Annotated in this window: 26 protein-coding genes; 5 read left to right on the top strand and 21 right to left on the bottom strand. The window is 63.8% G+C overall.

All coding sequences use genetic code 11. The annotated features are described in order from the left end of the window. From RS899_RS15475 to RS899_RS15405, 15 genes are all read right to left on the bottom strand, one after another. The gene (locus tag RS899_RS15475) at positions 1-597 is read right to left on the bottom strand and encodes a phage tail protein I (RefSeq protein ID WP_315807486.1); all 597 of its coding nucleotides are present in this window, start codon (positions 595-597) and stop codon (positions 1-3) included. Continuing rightward, positions 590-1501: a baseplate assembly protein gene (locus RS899_RS15470; RefSeq protein WP_315807485.1), complete on the bottom strand. Its 912-nt coding sequence runs from the start codon at positions 1499-1501 to the stop codon at positions 590-592. The genes RS899_RS15475 and RS899_RS15470 overlap by 8 nt, the downstream gene beginning before the upstream one ends. Beyond that, on the bottom strand, positions 1498-1842 hold the full coding sequence (locus tag RS899_RS15465) for a GPW/gp25 family protein (RefSeq protein WP_315807484.1): 345 nt from the start codon (positions 1840-1842) through the stop codon (positions 1498-1500). Before RS899_RS15465 ends, RS899_RS15470 begins: the two co-directional genes overlap by 4 nt. Next, positions 1839-2423 carry a phage baseplate assembly protein V gene (locus RS899_RS15460; protein ID WP_315807483.1) on the bottom strand — a complete coding sequence of 195 codons (585 nt, stop codon included), beginning with the start codon at positions 2421-2423 and terminating at the stop codon, positions 1839-1841. The genes RS899_RS15465 and RS899_RS15460 overlap by 4 nt, the downstream gene beginning before the upstream one ends. Positions 2424-2484: 61 nt before the next feature. Further along, a complete protein-coding gene (locus tag RS899_RS15455) occupies positions 2485-2952 on the bottom strand; it encodes a phage virion morphogenesis protein (protein WP_315807482.1) in 468 nt (155 codons plus the stop codon). Further along, complete coding sequence (locus RS899_RS15450; protein ID WP_315807481.1) at positions 2945-3478, bottom strand: phage tail protein; 534 nt, start codon at positions 3476-3478, stop codon at positions 2945-2947. The genes RS899_RS15455 and RS899_RS15450 overlap by 8 nt, the downstream gene beginning before the upstream one ends. Before the next feature lie 4 nt (positions 3479-3482). Further along, positions 3483-4280, bottom strand: coding sequence for an N-acetylmuramidase family protein (locus RS899_RS15445; RefSeq protein WP_315807480.1), 798 nt, complete (start codon positions 4278-4280; stop codon positions 3483-3485). After that, positions 4277-4570: a phage holin family protein gene (locus RS899_RS15440; protein WP_315807479.1), complete on the bottom strand. Its 294-nt coding sequence runs from the start codon at positions 4568-4570 to the stop codon at positions 4277-4279. The genes RS899_RS15445 and RS899_RS15440 overlap by 4 nt, the downstream gene beginning before the upstream one ends. Positions 4571-4572: 2 nt before the next feature. Then, a complete protein-coding gene (locus RS899_RS15435; RefSeq protein WP_315807478.1) occupies positions 4573-4836 on the bottom strand; it encodes a hypothetical protein in 264 nt (87 codons plus the stop codon). Further along, positions 4837-5205 (bottom strand): putative holin, encoded by a 369-nt coding sequence (locus tag RS899_RS15430; protein ID WP_315807477.1) that lies wholly within the window; start codon positions 5203-5205, stop codon positions 4837-4839. A gap of 3 nt (positions 5206-5208) precedes the next feature. After that, a complete protein-coding gene (locus RS899_RS15425) occupies positions 5209-5424 on the bottom strand; it encodes a tail protein X (protein WP_315807476.1) in 216 nt (71 codons plus the stop codon). Beyond that, positions 5424-5897 carry a head completion/stabilization protein gene (locus tag RS899_RS15420; protein ID WP_315807475.1) on the bottom strand — a complete coding sequence of 158 codons (474 nt, stop codon included), beginning with the start codon at positions 5895-5897 and terminating at the stop codon, positions 5424-5426. The genes RS899_RS15425 and RS899_RS15420 overlap by 1 nt, the downstream gene beginning before the upstream one ends. 105 nt (positions 5898-6002) lie before the next feature. Next, the gene (gpM, locus tag RS899_RS15415; protein WP_315807474.1) at positions 6003-6707 is read right to left on the bottom strand and encodes a phage terminase small subunit; all 705 of its coding nucleotides are present in this window, start codon (positions 6705-6707) and stop codon (positions 6003-6005) included. A gap of 8 nt (positions 6708-6715) precedes the next feature. Further along, complete coding sequence (locus tag RS899_RS15410) at positions 6716-7723, bottom strand: phage major capsid protein, P2 family (protein ID WP_315807473.1); 1008 nt, start codon at positions 7721-7723, stop codon at positions 6716-6718. A 42-nt stretch (positions 7724-7765) separates the two neighbouring features. Further along, a complete protein-coding gene (locus RS899_RS15405) occupies positions 7766-8611 on the bottom strand; it encodes a GPO family capsid scaffolding protein (RefSeq protein WP_315807472.1) in 846 nt (281 codons plus the stop codon). 148 nt (positions 8612-8759) lie between these two features. Here RS899_RS15405 and RS899_RS15400 point away from each other — a divergent pair, with 148 nt between their 5' ends. Further along, the gene (locus tag RS899_RS15400) at positions 8760-10520 is read left to right on the top strand and encodes a terminase ATPase subunit family protein (protein ID WP_315810442.1); all 1761 of its coding nucleotides are present in this window, start codon (positions 8760-8762) and stop codon (positions 10518-10520) included. Next, positions 10520-11584, top strand: coding sequence for a phage portal protein (locus tag RS899_RS15395; protein WP_315807471.1), 1065 nt, complete (start codon positions 10520-10522; stop codon positions 11582-11584). The genes RS899_RS15400 and RS899_RS15395 overlap by 1 nt, the downstream gene beginning before the upstream one ends. A gap of 47 nt (positions 11585-11631) precedes the next feature. On the opposite strand, the gene RS899_RS15390 is transcribed toward RS899_RS15395, so the two are convergent. The 5 genes from RS899_RS15390 to RS899_RS15370 all read right to left on the bottom strand — a co-directional run bounded on the left by RS899_RS15390 (position 11632) and on the right by RS899_RS15370 (position 14048). Then, the gene (locus RS899_RS15390; RefSeq protein ID WP_315807470.1) at positions 11632-12054 is read right to left on the bottom strand and encodes a type II toxin-antitoxin system HicB family antitoxin; all 423 of its coding nucleotides are present in this window, start codon (positions 12052-12054) and stop codon (positions 11632-11634) included. A 74-nt stretch (positions 12055-12128) separates the two neighbouring features. After that, positions 12129-12416 (bottom strand): type II toxin-antitoxin system RelE/ParE family toxin, encoded by a 288-nt coding sequence (locus RS899_RS15385; RefSeq protein WP_315807469.1) that lies wholly within the window; start codon positions 12414-12416, stop codon positions 12129-12131. Positions 12417-12431: 15 nt separating this feature from the next. Then, positions 12432-12716, bottom strand: coding sequence for a type II toxin-antitoxin system Phd/YefM family antitoxin (locus tag RS899_RS15380; protein ID WP_315807468.1), 285 nt, complete (start codon positions 12714-12716; stop codon positions 12432-12434). A 184-nt stretch (positions 12717-12900) separates the two neighbouring features. After that, the gene (locus RS899_RS15375) at positions 12901-13719 is read right to left on the bottom strand and encodes an ORF6N domain-containing protein (protein WP_315807467.1); all 819 of its coding nucleotides are present in this window, start codon (positions 13717-13719) and stop codon (positions 12901-12903) included. 11 nt (positions 13720-13730) lie between these two features. Continuing rightward, entirely contained in the window at positions 13731-14048 is a 318-nt protein-coding gene (locus tag RS899_RS15370) for a hypothetical protein (protein WP_315807466.1), read from the bottom strand. A 1467-nt stretch (positions 14049-15515) separates the two neighbouring features. Here RS899_RS15370 and RS899_RS15365 point away from each other — a divergent pair. Next, a complete protein-coding gene (locus tag RS899_RS15365; protein WP_315807465.1) occupies positions 15516-16757 on the top strand; it encodes an O-antigen ligase family protein in 1242 nt (413 codons plus the stop codon). On the opposite strand, the gene RS899_RS15360 is transcribed toward RS899_RS15365, so the two are convergent. Further along, positions 16758-17528 (bottom strand): 2OG-Fe(II) oxygenase, encoded by a 771-nt coding sequence (locus RS899_RS15360; protein WP_315807464.1) that lies wholly within the window; start codon positions 17526-17528, stop codon positions 16758-16760. 174 nt (positions 17529-17702) lie between these two features. Between RS899_RS15360 and RS899_RS15355 the strand changes: the two genes are divergently transcribed. Both RS899_RS15355 and RS899_RS15350 read left to right on the top strand, forming a co-directional pair. After that, positions 17703-18041, top strand: coding sequence for a hypothetical protein (locus tag RS899_RS15355; RefSeq protein ID WP_315807463.1), 339 nt, complete (start codon positions 17703-17705; stop codon positions 18039-18041). Between the two features lie 64 nt (positions 18042-18105). Beyond that, positions 18106-19749: a methyl-accepting chemotaxis protein gene (locus RS899_RS15350; RefSeq protein WP_409978017.1), complete on the top strand. Its 1644-nt coding sequence runs from the start codon at positions 18106-18108 to the stop codon at positions 19747-19749. Positions 19750-19833: the final 84 nt, after the last annotated feature.

Below are 19833 nucleotides of genomic sequence, written 5' to 3'. Positions count from 1 at the left end.
TCAGACCTGTACGGGACTGCCCAGCGGCAGGGCGAGTTCATTGGGGATCAGCCGCGGCGCTTCGAACCCGCCGAGGCAGATATCGCTACCCAGGCAGGCGACGACGGCGACGCGGGTGGTGGCCAGGCTGCTGACGGTGAGCAGGAGGGTTTCGAGGTGGCTGCGCAGGTTCTTGGTGCTGTTGACGACGTCGAGCAGGCGGCCGAGGTCGGTCTTGGTCAGGGGGCTTTGGTCGACGTCGAGTAGCAGGCGGAACGTATAGGGCTGCCCGGCAGGGGTCTGGTTGAACCATTCCTGTATGCGCACGGGCATGCCGAGGGCGCCGAGAGCGCGCTTGACGGCGCCGGTGGTGCCTTTGATGCGTTGCACGGCGAGGGCCTGGGCGACGGTGTCGCGCTTCTGCCGTTCGGTCCAGGCGTCGTCCCAGTCGTCCACGGACCAGGCCCAGGCCAGCCATGGCAGGAGGTTGAGCGGGCAGGTTTCGGGGTTCCAGAGGCTGCGCAGGATGACGGGGAGGTCGGTGGCGTGGGCGCCGACCTGGCCGAGGGCGCGCTCCAGGGCGCTGGAGTTGTGGGGGAGCAGGCTGAGGCTAGACATCGGTGTAGCCCGCGACGGTGAGGGTTATGCCGGTGCAATAGCTGGCTTCGCCGGTGCCGATGACGAGGTTTTGGGTGGGGCTGGTGAGGTTGACGCGTTGGACGCCGGGCTGGTGGAGGGCGTGGTAGACGCCAGAGAGGGTGATGTCGCGGGCCAGGGCGTGCTGCTCGCGGACGTAGTCCTCGATTTCGGCCTGGGCGGCGGCGCGGACGACGGCGGAATCCGGGCCGGGGAGCATGACCAGCTCGGCGACGATGCTGTAGGTCACGATGCTGGCCGACAGGACGGTGACGTTGTCGGTCATGGGGCGGACGTGTTCGGCGTTGAGGGCGGCAGCGACGGCGCTGAGCAGCTGGTCGCCGGCCTTGCCGTTGCCGGTGCGCGACAGGACGAAGACGGTGACGCTGCCGGGGATGGGGCTGATGGCGCTGACGTCGGCGACGTCGGCGGCGGCGCTGAGGCCGTGGAAGACGTAGCTCGCGGTGCTGCCGGCGGTGGTGTAGGACTCGAATGACAGTTGAATACGGCGGCGGAATTCGGCGTCGGTTTCGTAGACGGGGGCGCGGGGTGGCGAGGCCTGGCTGTCGCCGGCGTCGATGAGAAAGCGCGGGACGTTGTAGTTGGCGCCGATCTGGTCGAGGTCGGCGTTGGTGGCGTAGGCGAGCATGACGGCGCGGGCGGCGTCGTTGATGCGGGCGCGCAGGACCAGCTCGCGGTAGGCGTTCTCCTGCAGGAGCTTGGTGAGAGGCTCGGATTCCAGGGTGAGACGGTCGGCGATGTCCTGCTGTTGCTCGGCGGGCCAGAGGGCGAGCAGGGCGGCTTTGCGCTCGGCGAGGATCGATTCGAAGTCGAGGACTTCGAGGACTTCGGGGAAGGGCAGGCGCGCGAGGTCGATGGCGTTCATTGGCTGGCCCCCAGTTGCAGGGGGATGGCGAGGCTGAGGGCGGCGTTGTCGTTGACCAGGGTGCCTTCGAGCTGCAGCTCGGCGACGCCTGCGAAGCTGGCGGCGGTGATCTGCACGCGGCTGAGGCGGATACGCGGTTCCCAGCGCATGAGGGCCATTGCGGTGGCGGCATACAGGCGGACCTGGGTGGTGCCGTTGAAGGGGGCGTCGATCAGCTCGGGGACCTGGCTGCCGTATTCGCGGCGCATGACGCGGCTGCCGAGCGGGGTGGTGATGATGTCGGCGACGGACTGGCGGATGTGATCGAGCAGGCCGAGGGTGCTGCCGGTCTGGCTGTTCATAGCGGCGGGCTCGTGGGGCGGCCGAGGTTGCCGATGTGTTCGTGCGTGACCAGGCTGACGCCGGCGGCGATGACGTCGACGCTGGCCGTTACCTGGCCGGTGATGGCCTGGTTGCCCTGCTGGGTGTAGTTGCCCTGGTGGACGTAGTCGCCCTGGTGGTTGATGGGGCCGGTGATGTTGATGCCGCCGCTGCTGATGAGGTCGGTGATGCCGCCGGCGGGCAGGGTGGCGCGCAGGCGATGGGCGACGCTGTCGTACTCGATGACGGCGCCGTCGGGGTAGGTGCGGCGGTGCAGGCCGGGGCGGTCGCCGTTGGCGGGGTGTTGGTCGCTGTTGAGGCCGACGAGGACGATGCCGTTGGCGGTTTGCCCGGAGGGGCTGAACAGGACGCACTGTTCGTCGACGCTGGGCGGGTCCCAGGTCTTGCTGTCGCCGGCGCGCAGGGTGAGCCAGGGGAGCCAGGCGGTGAGCAGGTTGCCGGAGCGCACGCGCACGCGGGGGGGCCTGTACTGCACTTCGGCGATGGTGCCGAGGCGGATCAGGTTTTCAAGCTGGCGGGCGAGGGCGGCGGTGGCGTTCATGCTGCGCAGGATCGGTCACGCGCGCGCGGGGTGCAGCAGGCGGGACTTGTACGGGGGGCGCTTACAAGTCGAGCGGTTCGAGGTGATCGAGGACGCCGTCGCGGATGAGGTCGAGGTCGGCGGCGGTGAAGCCCAGTTGCTTGCGTTCGGGGTACTTCACTTCGGGCGCGCGGGGTTCGGCGCGGTCGCGCAGGCCGAGCTGGTGGACGCGGGCGATGTTGGCGATGCGGCCGGTGAAGCCGACGGCGAGGCCGTTGGCGTCGCCGGTGGCCTTGAGGTAGGTGGCGGTGCGCAGTTTGCGGAACATGGCGGCCTGGCGGCGGATGCTGCCGGCCTTGCCGCGCAGGTTGCGGGGCTTGCGGGGTTCGTACTTGCTGCCGTCAGGATTGCGCTGGCTGGTGATGCGTTGGGCCTGGCTGCGGCGCAGCACGCGAGCCAGGCGCACGGCGAGCTGGCGGCGCTGGGCGGGTTGCAGGGCCTGGAGGATGGGGGCGGCCCAGGCTTCGAGGGCTTCGAGGTCGTCACTCATGGCCGCGCGGCTTGGGGTGTGGGGTGGCGAGGGCTACGCCGTCCGGCGCGGGCGGGGGTTGCCACTGGGCGAGGACTTCGCCATTGACGATGAACTGCAGGGGGCCGCTGTCTTCGTAGGCGGTGTAGCCGGGGTCGGGGGCGTGCTGGAGGTCGTAGGTGCCGTCGGCCAGACGCTTGGCAACGACGCGCTCGGTCAGCGGCAGGCTGATGCTGATGTCGGCGCTGTCGTTGTCGAGGATTTCGGCCTCGAACTGGATGGCCTGCATGGCGTTGTCGAGGTTGGCGAGCAGCTCGGACTGGTGCTGCCGCGCCCAGCCGAGAATGGGCAGCATGATGAGGTCCGATGAGCCGGCAAAACTGGTGATGATGATGCGCAGGTCGTAGGCGTATTCGAAGGACAGGCTTGCGGCGGCAGTGCAGCGGATGCGGCCGCGCTCGACGAAGACGAGGACGCGCTCGGGGTCGTGTTTGAGCTGGGGGATGGAGGCCAGCAGGATGCGTTTGAGGTCGTTGGGCTTTTGCATGAGGTCAGGCTGCAAGGGCCGTACTGTGGCGCTCGTAGGCGCGTTCGAGCTTCACGTCGTACAGATTTCGCTTGTAGTCGGGGCCATTGTAGAGGCGGGCGAAGTCTGCCCATTTGCGCGCCTTGAGGGCCTTGAGCAGGGCGGGGTCGGTTTCGATGAAGCGGGCGAAGGCTTCGAACTGGTTGGCTTCGCTGGTGCACATCTGGCCGACGAAGTCTTGCACGCTGGCATAGCCCAGGCGCCGCCAGTGGTAGCCCATGATCTGGAAGGCGCCCCAGCTGGCGGACTCCAGGGCGGCGGTTTCGTCGATCAGGCAGGCGAGGGCGAGGCGGGTGTGTTCGGCTTCCTTGCCGACGTAGCCGCCGGGTGTGGGATTGACGAGGCTGGGTTGTTGGGCGGCGAACTGGTCGGCGCGGGGCTTGCCGAGCTGGCGGTACATGATATGGCGTTCAAAGAGGATTTTGGGCTTGCCGTTGGGCAGGAAGCCTTCGCCCTGGGATTCGACTTCGTTGACGGCATAGACGCCGGCCAGGGGCGCGCCGAGGCGCTCGGCCACGGCGGCGAGCTGGGCGTCACGCAGGTGGCGGGGGTCGGCGCCGTCGTAGTAGAGAGCCTGCTGGGTCTTGGGGCCGGCGATGCCGTCGGCGACCAGGCCGACGCGTTGCTGGAAGGTGCGCACGGCGGCTTCGGTGGCGGCGCCGTAGTGGCCGTCGGCGGTGAGCCTGGCGCCTGCGCGGACGTTCAGGCGTTGTTGCAGGGTGTGGACATCGGTGCCGCGGTCGCCGTAGCGCAGGGTGGTCATTGGGTGGGCCTCAGGAGGGCGGCGACGTTGCCGCGCGAGCGGAAGACGAGTACGCAGAGCAGGACGATGTTTGCGCTGTGCCAGATGCTGACGGGCTCGCGGTTGAGCAGGATTTCGAGCCCGGATATGAAGAGGGTGCCGCCGAGCAGTGAGGCGATGGTGGAGATGCCCCGGCGGAATCGTGAGGTGCCGCGCTGGTAGTAGGCCATGCGCAGGGCGGCGAGGATGTAGGCGATGGCTGTGATGAGGGACAGGCCTTCGTCGGTCAGTTCGAGTAGCTGCTGGAGCATGGTCACTGGCCCCCTCGGAAGCGGCGCGCGAGTTCGCTGAAAACGAGTACGCAGAGCAGGACGGAGGTGCTGGCACGCCAGAAACTGACGTGTTCGCGGAAGAGGAAAATCTCGACGGCGCGAACCACGACGACAGTGGTGAGCAGCATGAGCAGCATGAGGGCGCCACGCCGGAGGCGGTGCGGGTGTTCGCGGAAAAACGCGAGGCGCGCGGCAACGGCAAGGTAGGCGGCGGCCATGATGATGGAGAGGGTGAGGACGTCCATTTAACTGCCTCCCAGGAACTGCCGGATGCGGCGCAGGATTTCGTTGAAATCCAGCTCGTTGAGCCACTTGACGGCTTTGAGGCTCAGGGGGATTCCCAGCAGCGCGCAGGCGAAGGCGCTGAAGGCAGGGGTGGTCAGGGCGGGGAAGCGGGTGAGCGCTCCTTCGGCGAAGAGGTAGCCCAGTGTGGCGGGCGGCAGCAGGCTGAGGACGCGCAGCCATGGCTTGAGGTTGGCCTGGGTGCCGGTGATCAACCAGGCGCCGAGCAGTGCGCCGAACAAGACCTGTAGGTCGAAGGCGGGCATGGTGGCACTTACGCCGACGCCGAGGATGACGCCGCCCACGGTGGTGCCCAGGCTTGTTTCAGGCATGGTTCAGTTCCATAGGTTGATGACCTGCCGTTCGGGGGCGCTGGCGGGGGCGTCGGGCAGGAAGACGAGGACGCCCTGCGGCAGTAAGGGGCCATGCTCGGCTATGCCGGGGTTGGCTTCGAGGACGGCCTCGGTGACGCCGGCAGTGCGGCCGTAGTGACGCCAGCAGAGGGCGTCGAGGGTTTCGCCCTGGTGGGTGCGCAGTTGCTGAGCGGCCATCAGATGAGATCCACGGTCATGCGGCGGCGGCCGCAGAGGTCGCTGAGCGCCCAGGCCAGGTCGCGGCGGTAGTCGTCGACGCTGGGGCGGCGTTCGTCGACGTCTTCCTGGCCGCTGTGGGTGGTGTCGTACCAGCCGTAGCGCTCGAGCAATTCGGCGGCGACGGCGCAGCGCACGGCGCGCTGGTAGTTCTGGACCTTCTCGGAGTGGCCGTTGACCTTGGGCGCGGGCGCCTGGCTGAGGGCGGTGTAGCCCTGGTCCTGCAGCTGGCTTTGCCAGTCACGCAGCTGGCGGTTGACGTTGAGCAGGGCGCCGACGACGGCGACTTCCAGCCGGGCTGGGGGGATGTCCTGGCCGATCCGCAGGTCGGCGCGCAGGCCTTCGAGTTCGATACCGGGCCAGAACTCATCGGAGTTGATGGTTGTGACATCCGGCGGGGTGCCGGGGGTGCCGACGTTGGCTACGAAACTCATGGCGTGGCTCTGGTTGGGTCGCCGGTGGTCGGGGCGTCACGGTGCAGGCGCTGGGGTGGCCTGGCCGTGTCCCCGAGCCGGCGGGGTTGCGGGGGTCCGCTCGGTTCAGGCCTTCTGGCCCAGGTTCTTGAGTAGCTTTTCGGCTTTGGCTTTGTCGGTTTTGCCGCCGCAGTGGGCGTGCAGTTCGATGGCGCGGCCGAGCAGGTCGATGCCTTGTTGAACTTGGCCGGGCTTGCCGGGGTTCTCCAGGGTGAGGCCTTCGAGGATGGCGCGGCCCAGGCTGAGCATGAGCTTGGCGCGGGCTTCGTCGGGCATGTCCTCGTCGGCGGTGAGGTCGGCGGTGCGCTGGAGAATGGCGCGGTCGAAACTCGCGCCGGCGCCGTGGGCCTTTTTGGCGGCTTCGGCGATTTCTTCGGCGATGACGCAACCGGTGGTGCGCTCGAAGCGGTCGGGCATCTGCAGCTTGTGCTGCAGGACGTAGGTGGCGATGTCGAGGGCGCCGGGGTAGTCGCCGACGTCGATGCGCCAAATCATCAGGGTCGTGAGGACGTCGTCCTGGGCGCCCTGGCCGCCTTCGAGGACGCCGGCGATGTAGGCGTCGTATTCGGGCAGCAGTTTGCGCTTGAGTTCGACCTTGCCTTCGGTGGACTGGATGTTCTTCAGGCGTGCCTTGTCGTTGCCGAGCTGGGCGAGCTGCTGCTCGTAGGCGGTGAAGCCTTCCATGGTCATGGCGCCGTGTTGGCTGGCGGCGGCCTCGGCTTCCTGGGCGGCGATGGTGCGCTCGAAGTGCTGGCGACAGATGTTGGTCATGGCAGGTCTCAAGACAGGACGATGTTCTCTGCGAGGGCGGCGCAGCCGAGGTCCTCGATGACGTAGGCCTCGTTGACCGACTCGTAGTTTTCGATGCGGTCGCGCTTGGCGTTGTCGACGATGGTCCGGCGGCGGGTGCCGTCCTGCACGTAGATGGAGAGGTTATCCAGGCGTGTGACCTTGAGGGCGTTGGGCGGGAAGTGCGGGACGCGTACGGCCGGCAGGTTGCCGATGCGCTTCTGGCTGACGACGACGTCGGTGGCCAGCATCTCGGTCGGGTCCTGGGTCTTGTTGATGATGGGGAAGTACTTGTCGGCGAGCAGCTTGCGACCGCAGATGACGACGAGGTCGGTGTCTTCCTGATACCAGGGGTCAATGAATTCGTTGACCAGGCTGAAGACCAGGGCGTCGAGGTTGGCGAAGTTCTTGCCGGCGCCGATGGTGATTTTGCCGGTGCCGGCGGCGCCTTCCTTGAGCCAGCGCTGGGGGTTTTCGGTGCGCATTTTCTGCAGCCAGCCGACGTTGACGTCCTGCAGGAGCTTGTTGACGGCGGGGTTGGAGGTGGGTGCGCGGGAGGTGCCGTTCCAGCCGATCATGATGCGGTTTAGCGCCTGAGCCTTAAGGATGGCGTCTCGCATGCGGGTCTGGAAGTCCTTGAACTTGGCCCACTGGTCGATTTTGGCGTAGCGGATGGCGGTGTCGAAGTTGGTCTGTGTGCAGAAGTACCCGCGACTGTCGAGGGCGGACGGGTCGCGCGGTTCACGGTCCTTGACGGTGGTGTCGGTGGTGCTGGCGATGGTGCCGTCGATGCCCATGCCGATCTTCTCGCCGCTCTGTTCGGCCACCTGATAGACGTTGATGGACTTGAGGAAGACGCTGGTGTCCTGAATGTGGGTTTCCAGCTTCTGAGCGACGCTGGGCTCTACTGCGAATTTCTCCGTGGCACTGTCGATGCCGTTGAGCATGGCGACCTGGGCAAGGTAGGCGTGATAGAGCTTTCGTGTGTCATTGCGCATGGGGCTTGCTCCGATAAATCCTGGCGGTGAGGCTGTCCGTGGTCAGCAGTCGGTGGCGATCTGCTGGTCGCCGCCAGTGGCGGGCGGGCGTTTGGGCTGGTGCGGGTCGGGGGTGTCGTCGAGCTTCTGCTTTAAGGCCTGGTAGTCGTCGCTGAGCTTGGTGAACTCGGTGGTCAGGTCGCTGTGCTTCTTCTCCAGCTTGCTGAACTGGTCGGGCAGGTCCTTGACGTGTTCGGCGACGGCTTCGACGGCCTGGCCGATCTGGGTGAAGTTCTGGTCGTCACTGGTCTGCTTGGTTTTGAGCAGGTCCTTGACCTTGTTGAGCAACTGGACGCCGATGCCGGGCTTGTCGGGCTCTACTTCTTCGAAGGTGAGTTCGATCTCGACGGCCTCGGTGTACATCGACGTTGCCGAGTAGTGGCGCGCGCTGAAGGGGTTGGTGTCCGGCTTTTCCATCGCAAAGGCGAGGATGTCGGTGCCCAGGCTGGCGGGGGAGTCGGTGACGGCCAGACCGACGAGATAGGCCTCGCCGGTATCGGCGAAGGACTCGTCGATTTCGGCGCTGGTGTAAATCTTCTGGCGCTTCTTGTTCATGGCGACCAGTTCGTCGGTGGGTTCGATCTGGGCGAACAGTGCGAGCTTCTTCTGGCCGTTGATGGTGACTTCTTCGGTCTTCACGGCGAGCACGTCACCAAAGGCCTTGAAGGGGCTGTCGGGGAGGATGCTGCGGAAGTGCTCCAGCCAGATACGGGCGCCGTAGGTCTGGCGGTTGAAGTTGGCGGCGGCCTGTTCGATCCAACTGCGTTTGATGGTGCGCTTGTCGGAGGTGGCCCCTTCGACGGCGACGCGGAACCAGTTGGAGCGGAATTTCTGGGCGGGGGTCGGCATTGGCTGTCCTCGGTGCTGGGCGGGTGCCGTGGCAATGAGGGCATGCTCGGTTTTACGGGGGGGAGGGGCAACGACGCGGGTTTGTATGGACGGCGTTTACAAGTTGCGGCGCTAGGGAGGGTCGCGCGTGGGCGGCAGCATCGGCGCCATGAATGCTGCCGTTGAGTTGCCCGTCCGCGATAGCCGCCGCCAGGCCAGGTCCCTGTACTGGATGGGCTGGCGTGTGTGCGATATCGCCGATCACCTGGGGGAAAACGAGAAGACTGTTCACGCGTGGAAAAAGCGCGACGGGTGGGACCGGGCCGATAGCGTAGAACGAATCGGCGGGGCGCTGGAAGCACGGCTTGTGCAGTTGGTCCTGAAAGACGGCAAGACGTCCGGGGATTTCAAAGAGATTGATTTGCTGCACCGCCAGTTGGAGCGGCAGGCGCGGATTCAGCGTTACCAGGGCGGCGGGACTGAGACGGAGCTGAACCCGGAGATTGCCAGGCGCAATGCCGGGGAGAAGCGCAAGCCCAAGCGCAACGACTTGCCCGATGAGCTGGTGGATAAGCTGGTCGAGGCCTTCCGCGACGAGTGCTTTGACTACCAGCGGGACTGGGAGCGGGCCAAGGATCAGCGGACCCGGATCATCCTGAAGAGCCGCCAGATTGGCGCCACCTGGTACTTCGCCCGCGAGGCGCTTATCGACGCTCTGACGACGGGGCGCAATCAGATTTTCTTGTCAGCGTCGCGGGCTCAGGCGCATGTGTTCAAGGCCTACATTCAGGCCTTTGCGCGGGATGTGGCGGGCGTGGACCTGACGGGCGATCCGATGAAATTGCCCAATGGGGCGATGCTGTATTTCCTGGGGACCAGCGCGCGCACGGCGCAGAGCTACCACGGCAATCTGTATTTCGATGAGTTCTTCTGGACGTCGCGCTTTACGGAGTTGAACAAGGTCGCTTCGGCGATGGCGATTCACAAGAAGTGGCGCAAGACGTACTTCTCGACGCCGTCGACGATGGCGCATGAGGCGTTCCCGTTCTGGACTGGGGCGCGGCATAACAAGGGCAAGCCGACGGCGCAGCACGTCAAGATCGACGTGTCACACGGCGCGCTACAGGGCGGCCGCCGCTGCGAGGACCATATCTGGCGGCAGATTGTGACCATCCTCGATGCCGAGGCGCGGGGCTGCGATCTGTTCGATCTGGAAGAGCTGCGCCACGAGTATGACGCCGAGGCCTTCGCCAACTTGCTGATGTGCGAGTTCGTGGACGATGGCGCGAGCATCTTCCCGCTCGCGATGTTGCAGCCGTGCATGGTGGACCACTGGGAAGCCTGGTCTGCGGACTACAAGCCGTTTGCCATGCGCCCGTTCGGTGATCGCCAGGTGTGGGTGGGGTACGACCCGGCCGAGACGGGCGATAGCGCTGGCCTGGTGGTGATTGCGCCGCCGGCGGTGCCGGGGGGCAAGTTCAGGCTGCTGGAGAAGTTCCAATTCCGGGGGATGGACTTCGAGGCGCAGGCCGAGGCGATCCGCAAGATCACGCAGCGCTACTGGGTGACGTATATCGGCATCGATACGACGGGACTTGGTACGGGCGTGGCGCAGCTGGTGCGGCAGTTCTTCCCTGCTGTGACGACGTTCAGTTACTCGCCGGAGATGAAAACCAAGTTGGTGCTGAAGGCCTTCTCGGTGTTCAAGGAAGGGCGCTTCGAGTTCGATGCCGGCTGGACGGATGTGGCGTCGTCGCTGATGGCGATTCGCAAGACGCTGACGCCCAGCGGGCGGCAATTCACTTATACCGCCGGCCGCAGTGAAAACACGGGCCACGCCGATCTGGCGTGGGCGATTTTCCATGCCCTGTTCAATGAGCCACTTGAGGGCCAGACCAGGGCGAATACGGGTTTCATGGAGTCCTGTTAATGAGTACGCAATTGTCCCAGCAGGGCGAGGCGCCCGCCGATACCGTCGAGGGTGAGCTGCTGCCGCGCGAGGCGGCCGGCATGGAGGTGTTTACGTTCGGGGAGCCTACGCCGGTATTGGAGGGGCGCGGGATTCTGGATTATCTGGAGTGTTGGGCGAATGGCCGCTGGTATGAGCCGCCGCTGTCGCTGGAAGGGCTGGCCAGGTCGGTGGGGTCGTCGACCTATCTGCAGTCGGCGTTGATGTTCAAAAGGAACATGTTGGCGCGGACGTTCAAGCCCCATCGATTGCTGTCGCGGCCTGCCTTCGAACAGTTCGCGCTGGACTGGCTGACCTTCGGCAATGGCTACCTTGAGCGGCGCGAGTCGCGGCTCGGATCGGCGATGGCCCTGGTGCCGACGCTGGCAAAGTACATGCGGCGCGGGGTTGAGGAAGGGCGGTTCTACCAGCTGCGTAATTGGCAGGATGAGCATGAGTTCAAGCGGGGCAGCGTGTTCCAGCTGCGCGAGGCTGATATCAATCAGGAAATCTACGGGACGCCGGAGTGGTTCTGCGCGCTGCAGTCGGCGTTGCTGAATGAGTCGGCGACGCTGTTCCGGCGCAAGTACTACAACAACGGGTCGCACGCGGGCTTCATCCTGTACATGACGGACGCGGCGCAGGACCAGGCCGATATTGATGACCTGCGGACGGCGATCAAGAACGCGAAGGGGCCGGGGAATTTCCGCAATTTGTTCGTGTACGCGCCGAACGGGAAGAAGGAGGGTATCCAGCTGATTCCGGTGTCGGAGGTGGCGGCGAAGGATGACTTCGGGGCGATCAAGAATATTTCACGGGATGACCAGCTGGCTGGCCTGCGGGTGTATCCGCAGTTGCTGGGGGTGGTGCCGCAGAATGCGGGGGGCTTCGGGGCCATTCGGGATGCGGCTGAGGTGTGGGTGACGCTGGAGCTGGAGCCGATGCAGGCTCGGATGCTGCAGCTTAATGAGTGGGTGGGGGAAGAGGTGATGCGGTTTGATCCGTTCGTGATGGCGGGCGGGGAGAAGGCGCCGAAGCAGGGGTGATGGGATGCAGGAGAAGAAAGCCCGCCGGATGGCGGGCTTTTTTGTGCTCAGGCGGCGGCGACTTCGAGGGTGATGCGTTGGCCGAGGATGGCCAGGGCGCGTTCGACTTCTTCGATCTTGGAGCGGTGCAGGAGGTCGACGAGGCGGGCGACCTGGGGGCGGTAGACGCCCAGGCGGCGAGCCATTTCGGACTTGTTGACGCCTTGTTCCTGCATGGTGTTCCAGAGGGCGGCCTTGGCGGCGGTGAGGGCCGGGAGACGCACGACGGGTTGGCCGGGCGCGGGCTTGGTGGCGGCTGGGATGGGCTGGCGGTCGTCGACGTACAGGGACAGGGCGGTTTCCAGGGCGTCTACGGCTTCGCGCAGGGCGTGGGCTTCGTCATCGCCTGCGCTGTTCAGCTCGGGGATGTCCTCGCAGCGGACCCACACGCCATGCTCCCCGCGGTGGAGCGTTACCGGGTAGGCAAACATTTATCTTTCCTCGGTTGGGTTGCTCGCAAGAGCATAAAAAAAGCCCGCTTGGCAGTGCCAGGCGGGCTTCGACATTACGCTCGCTTTTCGGCGATTTCGTAAACTTCGTCATCCTTGCGAGCCCCGACGGCTATGATCAGAACTTCGATCTTTGCGCCGTTCACTCGGTACACGATTCGAGTATCCCCCACCCGAATTCGCCTGCATCCCGCCAGCGCACCACGTAGGGTTTTCCCCAGTTTGTCGGGTTCTCCATTCGCGATGCGTTCGTCGATTACCTTGATGATTCGCCGCGCTTCCGCGCGTCCTAACTGGTCGAAGTCTTCCACCACGTCGTGGTGATATTTGACGGTCCAAACCATCTTCTTATGCCTTCGTTACTCGGCGAATCGAGCCATCATGTCCTCATGACTCAAGGCCTTGTTTTCATCGAAGGTGATCAGGCGGTCACGGGCGATTCGTTCAATGCGAAGGTCGTCAAGTTCGTCCAGTAACTCCTGATAGGCCTGGACATTGATGATGACCGCAGCTGGCTCATTATCCTTGAAGACAACCAATTTTTCGGTGTCTCTACTCATAATTTCGCGCAGTCTCGCACTGAAGCTCCTCACCATCGTAGTGACGGACACGGCCTGATCAGCCCGGTCCAGAAGAGCACTCATACGCTTCCCCTTGTTACTCCATCCAACCGTGAACGAGCATCACGCTCGTCCTCGTCCATGACATTTCGCATCCCTACCCGTTATTTGCGTTGCCTTTCGTGTGCAAAGTTTTGTCGGTTGGTGAGCTGAATTGTATGCTGAATTGTGTGTGTGTCAATGTGTGTTTTGACGCTATCCCTCGCCTTTAGGCGGGCTGCTCGAATACCCAGCATTTGGCGATCTTGCCGAAGAGGGCACTGTCGACAGCTTTGCTTTCTACGAATAGCGGATCGGTGCTGCTGCGCCAGGCGTCCTGCATGCGGCGGTCGATGATGACCGTGATGCCGTGTTCCTCGAACAGTTTGGCCAGGCTTGGGGCGTTGATCGCCAGCAGGCCGGGGCTCTTGGAATGGTTGTAGGGGATGCCCTGGTGATCAAGGACGGCGAGGGCTTTCCAGAACTCCAGTAGGATATCGGGAGGCGGCGGGGTGGCGCGGCCGAGAGAGTCCATTGCAGGGATCGGCAGACCGAGAGCGGTGGAGACGTCGGCCAGTTGCTGGTGGATCACTTCGCGTAGGCTGCGATCCCGTGTGCGGTAGAGCTCCTTGGCCAAGGACAGGCGCATGCGGTGATTAGCGATGCGGGAGGCTGAGGGCTGGGTGGTTTGGCGCTGCCCTTCGAAATAGCCGTCGATCAGCATGTCTTGCACCTGCCAGGACAGTTCGTCGGTGAAGGACTTCACCAGCAGCAGGTAGCCGCGTTGGGTGAGTACCGTCAGCCCTCGATTCGGTACCTCAATTCCTAAAGTACGAAATTCGTACTCACCTGATCGAGGTACCAGAAAGTAGTGTTTCCCTTCCTCGAACCGGCGGCGGTTCTCATGGAAGTTCCGCTTTGCTGTTCCCTCTGGGCGCTGATGCACCTGGTCAATCATGGCCAGAGTGACTACCCGCTCGCCTTTGTGCTCGATGATGGTTAGGTCGCGATCCGCAATGGTGATGATTTGACGTATTGGATTGTTCATTCCCGCACTCCCTACAAAATGTTGTCCATCACATCCAAGGTCTGTTGGAGCTTGCTGACCAAGGGCTGCAGCAGGCAATGCAGGTGGCCGCCGTCCAGCTGCCTGTTGTGCGCAGCGTCGAGCAGTTCCAGCAGGAGTTCCATGGCACCGCCCAGGTTGTTCAGCGCAAGGCTGACGTCGTCCAGGGCCTTGAGGCTGTTGGTGATGGCCGCGAGTTCGGCGAGCTGGGTGCTGAAGTGGTTGGCTTTGAGCAGGGCGTCGTCGGTGCTGCCCAGCGGGCTCAGATGGCTGTGCAGAGCGGTGAGGCGCGACAGTGCGCGGATGGTCATGTCCATGATTCCTGTGAAGCGGTGCTTTCTCCGCTCCCCCTAACGCCAATCAGGGAGGGCGGAACCGTGCGGGTTGGCGTACCGGTCACAGAGCCGGCGTGCCCGAAGGCACCCACGCACGGCCCACCCATAACAGGCTTGCCATGCTGCGGACACAAAAAAACCGCCAACGGCGGTGTGTCCGCCTGTGATACCGGGACGCCAATCCCGTGCCGCTGGATTTACAGCGACAGGGCGACGATATCGCCTAGTCGGGGAGTGGTCAACTCCTGTGCGCCGCCTTCGGGCGGCTTTTTTGTGGGCGCTCGCCGGACGATGCCGGCGCCGGCATGAGGCCGCTGGCGAGCAGCTCGGCGGCTTGGGCCTGCAAGGTGCGGTAGTGGCTCAACGGGGCGTGCATGCACGCTTGGGCGTCGTGCAGGAGCTGCCACCAGCTGGCCAGGGGTTGGGATGGGGTCGCAGGCATGGGATATCGGAAAAATACTGTATTAATGCACAGTATGGCAGGTCAATTCGACCCCAAGGCGCGCGGTCGACCCCCCACCACGCCTGCGAGCTAAACATGTTGTTTTTTCTGCAGCCCTACAGAGGGAGGAGTACGCCGACGGCTGCGGGTGTCCTGAGGGTGGGGCGGCTGAAGAAAGCCTGCAGAACCCTGCGCTGAGGGGGCATTTACTGCGGCAAGGAGGGAGGGCCTGAGTCGTCTCAGCGGCGAGGGATTCGAAAGGGGTAATTTAGGTAATTGGCTGTCCGATCTGCCTCGTAAGCCGCGCCGTTAATGGGTTAAGAGCTTACCTGGGACGGTAATTCCAGGTAATGGCAAAGGTAATTTTTCTATAACTCACTGATTTTAAAGGATTTATAAAACAATCCACCTGACCAGTGATTACGGTAATTCGATTACCAGGGGATTACCCTTTAAATACCTTTATGAATATTTGATAAATAATTGATCTATAAGGGTAAATTAGCTTAATAAAAGAGAGATTACCAAAATTACCCTTTCTCAATGGGTCGCCGATTTTTTCTGGCTGACAGGTCTGTCGAGACGCCCAGGGTAACTGACATGCGTGCGGAGACACGCCCGCGCAGATACTTGCCTGCAGACGAATAGGGATGGGGGAGTGCTAAGAAAGTGCTAAAAGTGCGAGGGGGAGGGGCTAGGAGGTTAGTGCTGCAAGGGGGGGTAGCCTTAGTCGTGCCAATCCATCATTGGCGCCACAGAGAAGCGGCGGGAGGGCTCGGGGCGCAGGGGCGGGTTGCTCATGGTGGCGTCAACTTGAAGGCACAGGCCCCGCAGGTCGAGGATGCGGAGGCTGCTCGGAAAAAGGGCCAACAGTTTACCCTTCGACAGAAGGCCCTGCACGCTGGATGCCACCCGCCCGGCTGGTTGTCGGTCAATTGTTTCAGCAGATTGCGGGTGGCGTGTATAGTGCCGCGTCAGTCTGATCGGGCCGTGTACGAGTTATGCAGATCCAACGAATTGCGCAGGTATTGAAGGTAGTCGGTATCGTCCTCGCTGGAATGTTGCTGGTCAGCCTTTTGGTGGGGAGGTTCTGGTGGCCCACCGATTCGGGCAACTGGGAAAAAAGCCTACGGCTGATGACTGGCTTGGCCGTTCTGGCAAGTGCACTGGCGCTGATTCGTGAGCGCGCGCGCTGGATGTCGATGCTTGTCTTGTTGTTCGGTCTGTTCTGGCTGGGGCTGTTGGCCAATGCGCTGGCAGCTGACTCTTCCAGTTCAGTGCGCCAGTTGTTGATGATCCTGCTGTTCAGCCTGGTCGTGATCGGGGTGGGTGGTGCAGATGGTCGGTTCTGGCGCGTGGTACTCGGGACGGGAGCGATCGCCGGTGCCGGTTTCGCTGCTTTCTCGCTGCAGCACAAGGCGCAGCTCGGGCAGTTTTCCCTTGCTTACCGGACCATGAATATCCATGACTCTGGTGTGCCGGGCGTGGCGGACTTCGGCATTACCATCGAAGCCGGTATGAACTACGCCTTCAGTTTTGTCGTGGCGCTCTGGCTGGCCGTGCGCAGTCGACGCTGGCCTACCTTTTCGGTGTGGTCGCTGTGCACATTGCTGCAAGGCATCTATATCTATTTCACGTTCTCTCGAGCCGCCTGGATGGCCGCACTGATCGGCGCCGTGGCCCTCATTCTGGTGGCGACCCAAGGGCGCATGCGCAAGGTTGCGCTAGGGCTGCTGGCCTTAGGGGGAGCGGCCGCGGCGATCGGAGGATATCGGCAGTTGGCTTATGAGTTCGGCTCGCGAGGACTCACTCACCGGGACGAAGTCTGGCGCACAGTGATCGAGCGTGTGGGCGAAAACTGGTGGTTCGGCCACGGTTCCCACACCGAGTTGGGCGACGTGGTACTGAGCACCGGGCAGGTAGTGCACAACCCCCACAGTCTCTATCTGGAAGTGTTGTATCAGTTCGGTGCGGTAGGACTGGCGTCGCTGCTGGTGATGTTGCTGGTCAGCTTGTGGACGCTCTGGCGCAGCCGTGCGTCCATGGCGCCACTCTGGTTCTCCGTACTGGCAGCGTCCACGATCGTCTTCATGGTCGAGATGCACTTCTTCGTCGCCGCGCCAAATGTGGTCTGGATGTGGCTCTGGCTGCCGCTGGCAGGCGCATTGGCGGCCGCCTCCGGTGATAAACGGGCGCTGCGGCAGGCGCCCGTTTCTCCTGCGTTGAGTGTTCAGCCCGCCTGATCAGGCGGCTCTGAACAGGCGGCGCCAGCCGCTGGGCTTGCCGCGGCGTGCATCGCTGGCATGCTGGCGAGGCTCGAACACGACGTTGAACAGCCGGCGATAGTGGCCTTCGGGGCAGCTCAGTTTCTCCACGCCATGCCAGGCGTTTTCGGTGTTCTTGAACAGGAAGCTGCGGTTATCGCGGATGTCGCAGCTGATCGCTTGTCCAAAGTCACTGAGATCGGGATTGTCCTGGGCAACTTTCTTGTCCTTCAAGACCAGGATCGAGCCGCCCCATTCCGGCTGCCAGTCGGCCGAAGTATTGAAGTAAAAGATGTGGGTGCCCAGCTTGGTATAGCTGTCACGGTGCGGTGATACCTCAGAGCCTGCGACGCCGACATGCCAGGCAAATCGAACGACGAAGTCATCCACCCCGAGCATGCGCTTGGCAAAGGCTGCGTACTCGGAGTTGCCCTGCAATTCCAGCATGAACTGCTGCCACACCACCGGTAGGTCGCTCAGCGCGACTACGCCTTCGCTGCCGGCGGCGCGATCGTTGTAGATCGACTGTTCGTAGGCCAGGTAATAGCGATTGTGGGGGCGTTGCCCGTAGGCCCGCTCGATGCCGTTGTGCTTCTCGAACATTGCCAGGCTGGGGAAGTTGTCATACAGCGACTGGAAGGCTTCCGGTCGCAGGACATCCTGGAACGAGAACCAGGGGAAGGGCTGCTGGAGCGTGAATTCTTCCGTGGCGAATTCACGCAGCATACGGTCGTCGAGGAGCAGCGACATGGAGGTGGCCTTGAACGCAGAGTGGGAGGGCGGGCGGATTCCGTTCCGGGAGGAAATGGCAAACCGCCATCCTGTGTATTGTATTTGTTACCGCTGATTTCAGTCTATATCCAAGCCCTCTCGGCCGGGGGCTGCGTGCTAACCTCTGCGGTTCACTCCAAGGGAAATTGGCCGATGAAACTGAGGGTGGTACTGCTCTGCGCACTACTGGCGGGATGCACCTCGCCGGGCAAGCTGAAGGAGGATGCTCCGGCATTGCGGCTGGAAAGTGGCAAGTCGCCCTCGGTCTATATGACCTGCCTGTTGCCGAAATGGCAGGCAATCCGCTCGTCGTCGGCCGTGAAGGAAATCCGCTTTGGCTACCGGCTGCTGATGCCGACCACATCGGGCGATAGCCCCGAGGCGTTGCTGGAGACCACGGCAGCGGACAAGGGCAGCGACGTGGTGCTGTATCGTCACAACGCGCCGAGCCAGGACGATGCGATCAACCTGGCTGCGCGCAGCTGCCTGTAGCGACTCAAGCAGCGCCTCGTCTACCACTAAGGAACGATAGCCGCCGCGTGCAGCAGGCGGCCTAATGGCTCTGACAAGAATAATCGGGCCTCCCGGCAGCGTGCCTGCGCTGTGCAGCGGTAGGGCCCGCCAGAAGAGAGCTGCCGCCATGGATATCGCGCGCCCGCGTATCGTCCTCATCCTTACCCTGCAGACTTGCGGCCTGGTGCTGCTGTTCATCGCCCAGGCGCTGGGCGGCTGGCCGTTATCGTTGTGCCTGCTGCTGGCCGCGGTGCTGCTCTGGGGGCCATGGTTCGTTCCCGAGCGGGCGGCCCCGGCCGGTGCGCTGGCGGTGCTGCCCGATGTCGCCGAGCTGACCCGCGAGCTGTCCCAGGGCACCAGTCGCAATGCGCTGTCCGCCGCCGGGGTGTCCTTCTCGGTGCAGCGCCTGGTGGAGAAGCTGGAGTCCCAGGTGGTGGCGGCGGAGCAGATCGTCGGCAGCGCCGAGGTGATGATCCACACCGAGCGGGCTACTTCGAACCTGGCCCGCCAGGCGAAGGAAGCAGCCACGCTCGCCCGCGCCGGCAGTGATGCCGGGCGCAGCGAGTTGCACGCCGCTATCGATTGCATGCGCCAGCTGAGCCAGCGCGCCAGTGCCAGCCGCGCACTGATCGAGACGCTGAATGCGCGCAGCGAGGACATCCAGCGCGTGACCCAGGTGATCCAGTCCATCGCCAGCCAGACCAACCTGCTGGCGCTCAATGCCGCCATCGAGGCGGCGCGCGCGGGCGAGCATGGCCGGGGCTTTGCGGTGGTTGCCGAGGAAGTGCGGGGCCTGGCCGGGCGCACTGCCGAGGCTACCGACGAAGTCGGGCAGATGATCGAGGACATCCAGCGCCAGACCGGCGAGGTGGTGGAGCAGATTCGCCAGCTCACCGATGACCTGGGCCTGGGCGTCAGCCAGGTGGAAAGCACTGGCCGGCAGTTGCAGGACATCGCCGGGCTGGCCGCTACGGTGGAAACCCAGATCACCGAGATTGCCGAAGGCGCAGAGATCAACCGTAACCAGTTGGACAGCCTGTTCGCCGCCGTCGAGCAGGTGCGCGGCGACCTGCGCGCAAGCGACGAGCAGACGCACCGGCTGGCGGACGCAGCGGTGCAGTTGGAAACCCAGGCGGAGATGATCAGCGAGCGCCTGGCCGAAGTGGCGCTGGACGACTATCACCAGCGCGTCTATGACCTTGCCCGCGCCGGTGCGCAGGCCATCGGTGCGCGTTTCGAGGCGGATATCGACACGGGCCGCATCGGCCCAGAGGACCTGTTCGACCGCGACTACCAGCCGATGCCGGGCACTCGACCGCAGAAATTCCGTACGCGTTTCGACCGTTACACCGATGAAGTTTTGCCGCGCATCCAGGAAGACTTGCTGCAACGCCATGAAGGGCTGGTGTTCGCCATCGCCTGTACTGCCGAGGGTTATGTGCCGACGCATAACCAGGCGTTCAGCCATCCGCCCAGCGGCGACTTGCAGGTGGACATGCTCAAGAGCCGCAGCAAGCGCCTGTTCAACGACCGCACTGGGGTGCGCTGCGGCAGCCACAACCAGCCGATGCTGCTGCAGACCTACTGCCGTGATACCGGCGAGCTGATGCACGACCTCTCGGTGCCGATCTATGTGCGCGGTCGCCAGTGGGGCGGCCTGCGTTTGGGCTACCGGCCGGAAGCCTGAACCTCAGCTCCAGATTGCAGACGAAAAAAAGCCGCGAAGGAGTTGGACGCGGCTTGGGTGCGGGCGTCCGGGAGGCGCCCGCGA

The organism is Pseudomonas sp. C9-3, from assembly GCF_032392015.1.
Classification (GTDB): domain Bacteria; phylum Pseudomonadota; class Gammaproteobacteria; order Pseudomonadales; family Pseudomonadaceae; genus Pseudomonas; species Pseudomonas nitroreducens.
This window is presented reverse-complemented; position numbering and strand designations above follow the sequence as displayed.

Bases quoted from the DNA above. Each gene is read 5' to 3' on its own strand.
- RS899_RS15390 (WP_315807470.1), bottom strand. From the start codon at position 12,054: ATGTTTGCCTACCCGGTAACGCTCCACCGCGGGGAGCATGGCGTGTGG.
- RS899_RS15365 (WP_315807465.1), top strand. From the start codon at position 15,516: ATGCAGATCCAACGAATTGCGCAGGTATTGAAGGTAGTCGGTATCGTC.
- RS899_RS15460 (WP_315807483.1), bottom strand. From the start codon at position 2,423: ATGAACGCCACCGCCGCCCTCGCCCGCCAGCTTGAAAACCTGATCCGC.
- RS899_RS15470 (WP_315807485.1), bottom strand. From the start codon at position 1,501: ATGAACGCCATCGACCTCGCGCGCCTGCCCTTCCCCGAAGTCCTCGAA.
- RS899_RS15430 (WP_315807477.1), bottom strand. From the start codon at position 5,205: ATGCCTGAAACAAGCCTGGGCACCACCGTGGGCGGCGTCATCCTCGGC.
- RS899_RS15395 (WP_315807471.1), top strand. From the start codon at position 10,520: ATGAGTACGCAATTGTCCCAGCAGGGCGAGGCGCCCGCCGATACCGTC.
- RS899_RS15375 (WP_315807467.1), bottom strand. From the start codon at position 13,719: ATGAACAATCCAATACGTCAAATCATCACCATTGCGGATCGCGACCTA.
- RS899_RS15380 (WP_315807468.1), bottom strand. From the start codon at position 12,716: ATGAGTGCTCTTCTGGACCGGGCTGATCAGGCCGTGTCCGTCACTACG.
- RS899_RS15420 (WP_315807475.1), bottom strand. From the start codon at position 5,897: ATGAGTTTCGTAGCCAACGTCGGCACCCCCGGCACCCCGCCGGATGTC.
- RS899_RS15425 (WP_315807476.1), bottom strand. From the start codon at position 5,424: ATGGCCGCTCAGCAACTGCGCACCCACCAGGGCGAAACCCTCGACGCC.
- RS899_RS15385 (WP_315807469.1), bottom strand. From the start codon at position 12,416: ATGGTTTGGACCGTCAAATATCACCACGACGTGGTGGAAGACTTCGAC.
- RS899_RS15350 (WP_409978017.1), top strand. From the start codon at position 18,106: ATGGCTCTGACAAGAATAATCGGGCCTCCCGGCAGCGTGCCTGCGCTG.
- RS899_RS15440 (WP_315807479.1), bottom strand. From the start codon at position 4,570: ATGCTCCAGCAGCTACTCGAACTGACCGACGAAGGCCTGTCCCTCATC.
- RS899_RS15400 (WP_315810442.1), top strand. From the start codon at position 8,760: ATGAATGCTGCCGTTGAGTTGCCCGTCCGCGATAGCCGCCGCCAGGCC.
- RS899_RS15360 (WP_315807464.1), bottom strand. From the start codon at position 17,528: ATGTCGCTGCTCCTCGACGACCGTATGCTGCGTGAATTCGCCACGGAA.
- RS899_RS15455 (WP_315807482.1), bottom strand. From the start codon at position 2,952: ATGAGTGACGACCTCGAAGCCCTCGAAGCCTGGGCCGCCCCCATCCTC.
- gpM (WP_315807474.1), bottom strand. From the start codon at position 6,707: ATGACCAACATCTGTCGCCAGCACTTCGAGCGCACCATCGCCGCCCAG.
- RS899_RS15370 (WP_315807466.1), bottom strand. From the start codon at position 14,048: ATGACCATCCGCGCACTGTCGCGCCTCACCGCTCTGCACAGCCATCTG.
- RS899_RS15450 (WP_315807481.1), bottom strand. From the start codon at position 3,478: ATGCAAAAGCCCAACGACCTCAAACGCATCCTGCTGGCCTCCATCCCC.
- RS899_RS15465 (WP_315807484.1), bottom strand. From the start codon at position 1,842: ATGAACAGCCAGACCGGCAGCACCCTCGGCCTGCTCGATCACATCCGC.
- RS899_RS15355 (WP_315807463.1), top strand. From the start codon at position 17,703: ATGAAACTGAGGGTGGTACTGCTCTGCGCACTACTGGCGGGATGCACC.
- RS899_RS15405 (WP_315807472.1), bottom strand. From the start codon at position 8,611: ATGCCGACCCCCGCCCAGAAATTCCGCTCCAACTGGTTCCGCGTCGCC.
- RS899_RS15435 (WP_315807478.1), bottom strand. From the start codon at position 4,836: ATGGACGTCCTCACCCTCTCCATCATCATGGCCGCCGCCTACCTTGCC.
- RS899_RS15475 (WP_315807486.1), bottom strand. From the start codon at position 597: ATGTCTAGCCTCAGCCTGCTCCCCCACAACTCCAGCGCCCTGGAGCGC.
- RS899_RS15410 (WP_315807473.1), bottom strand. From the start codon at position 7,723: ATGCGCAATGACACACGAAAGCTCTATCACGCCTACCTTGCCCAGGTC.
- RS899_RS15445 (WP_315807480.1), bottom strand. From the start codon at position 4,280: ATGACCACCCTGCGCTACGGCGACCGCGGCACCGATGTCCACACCCTG.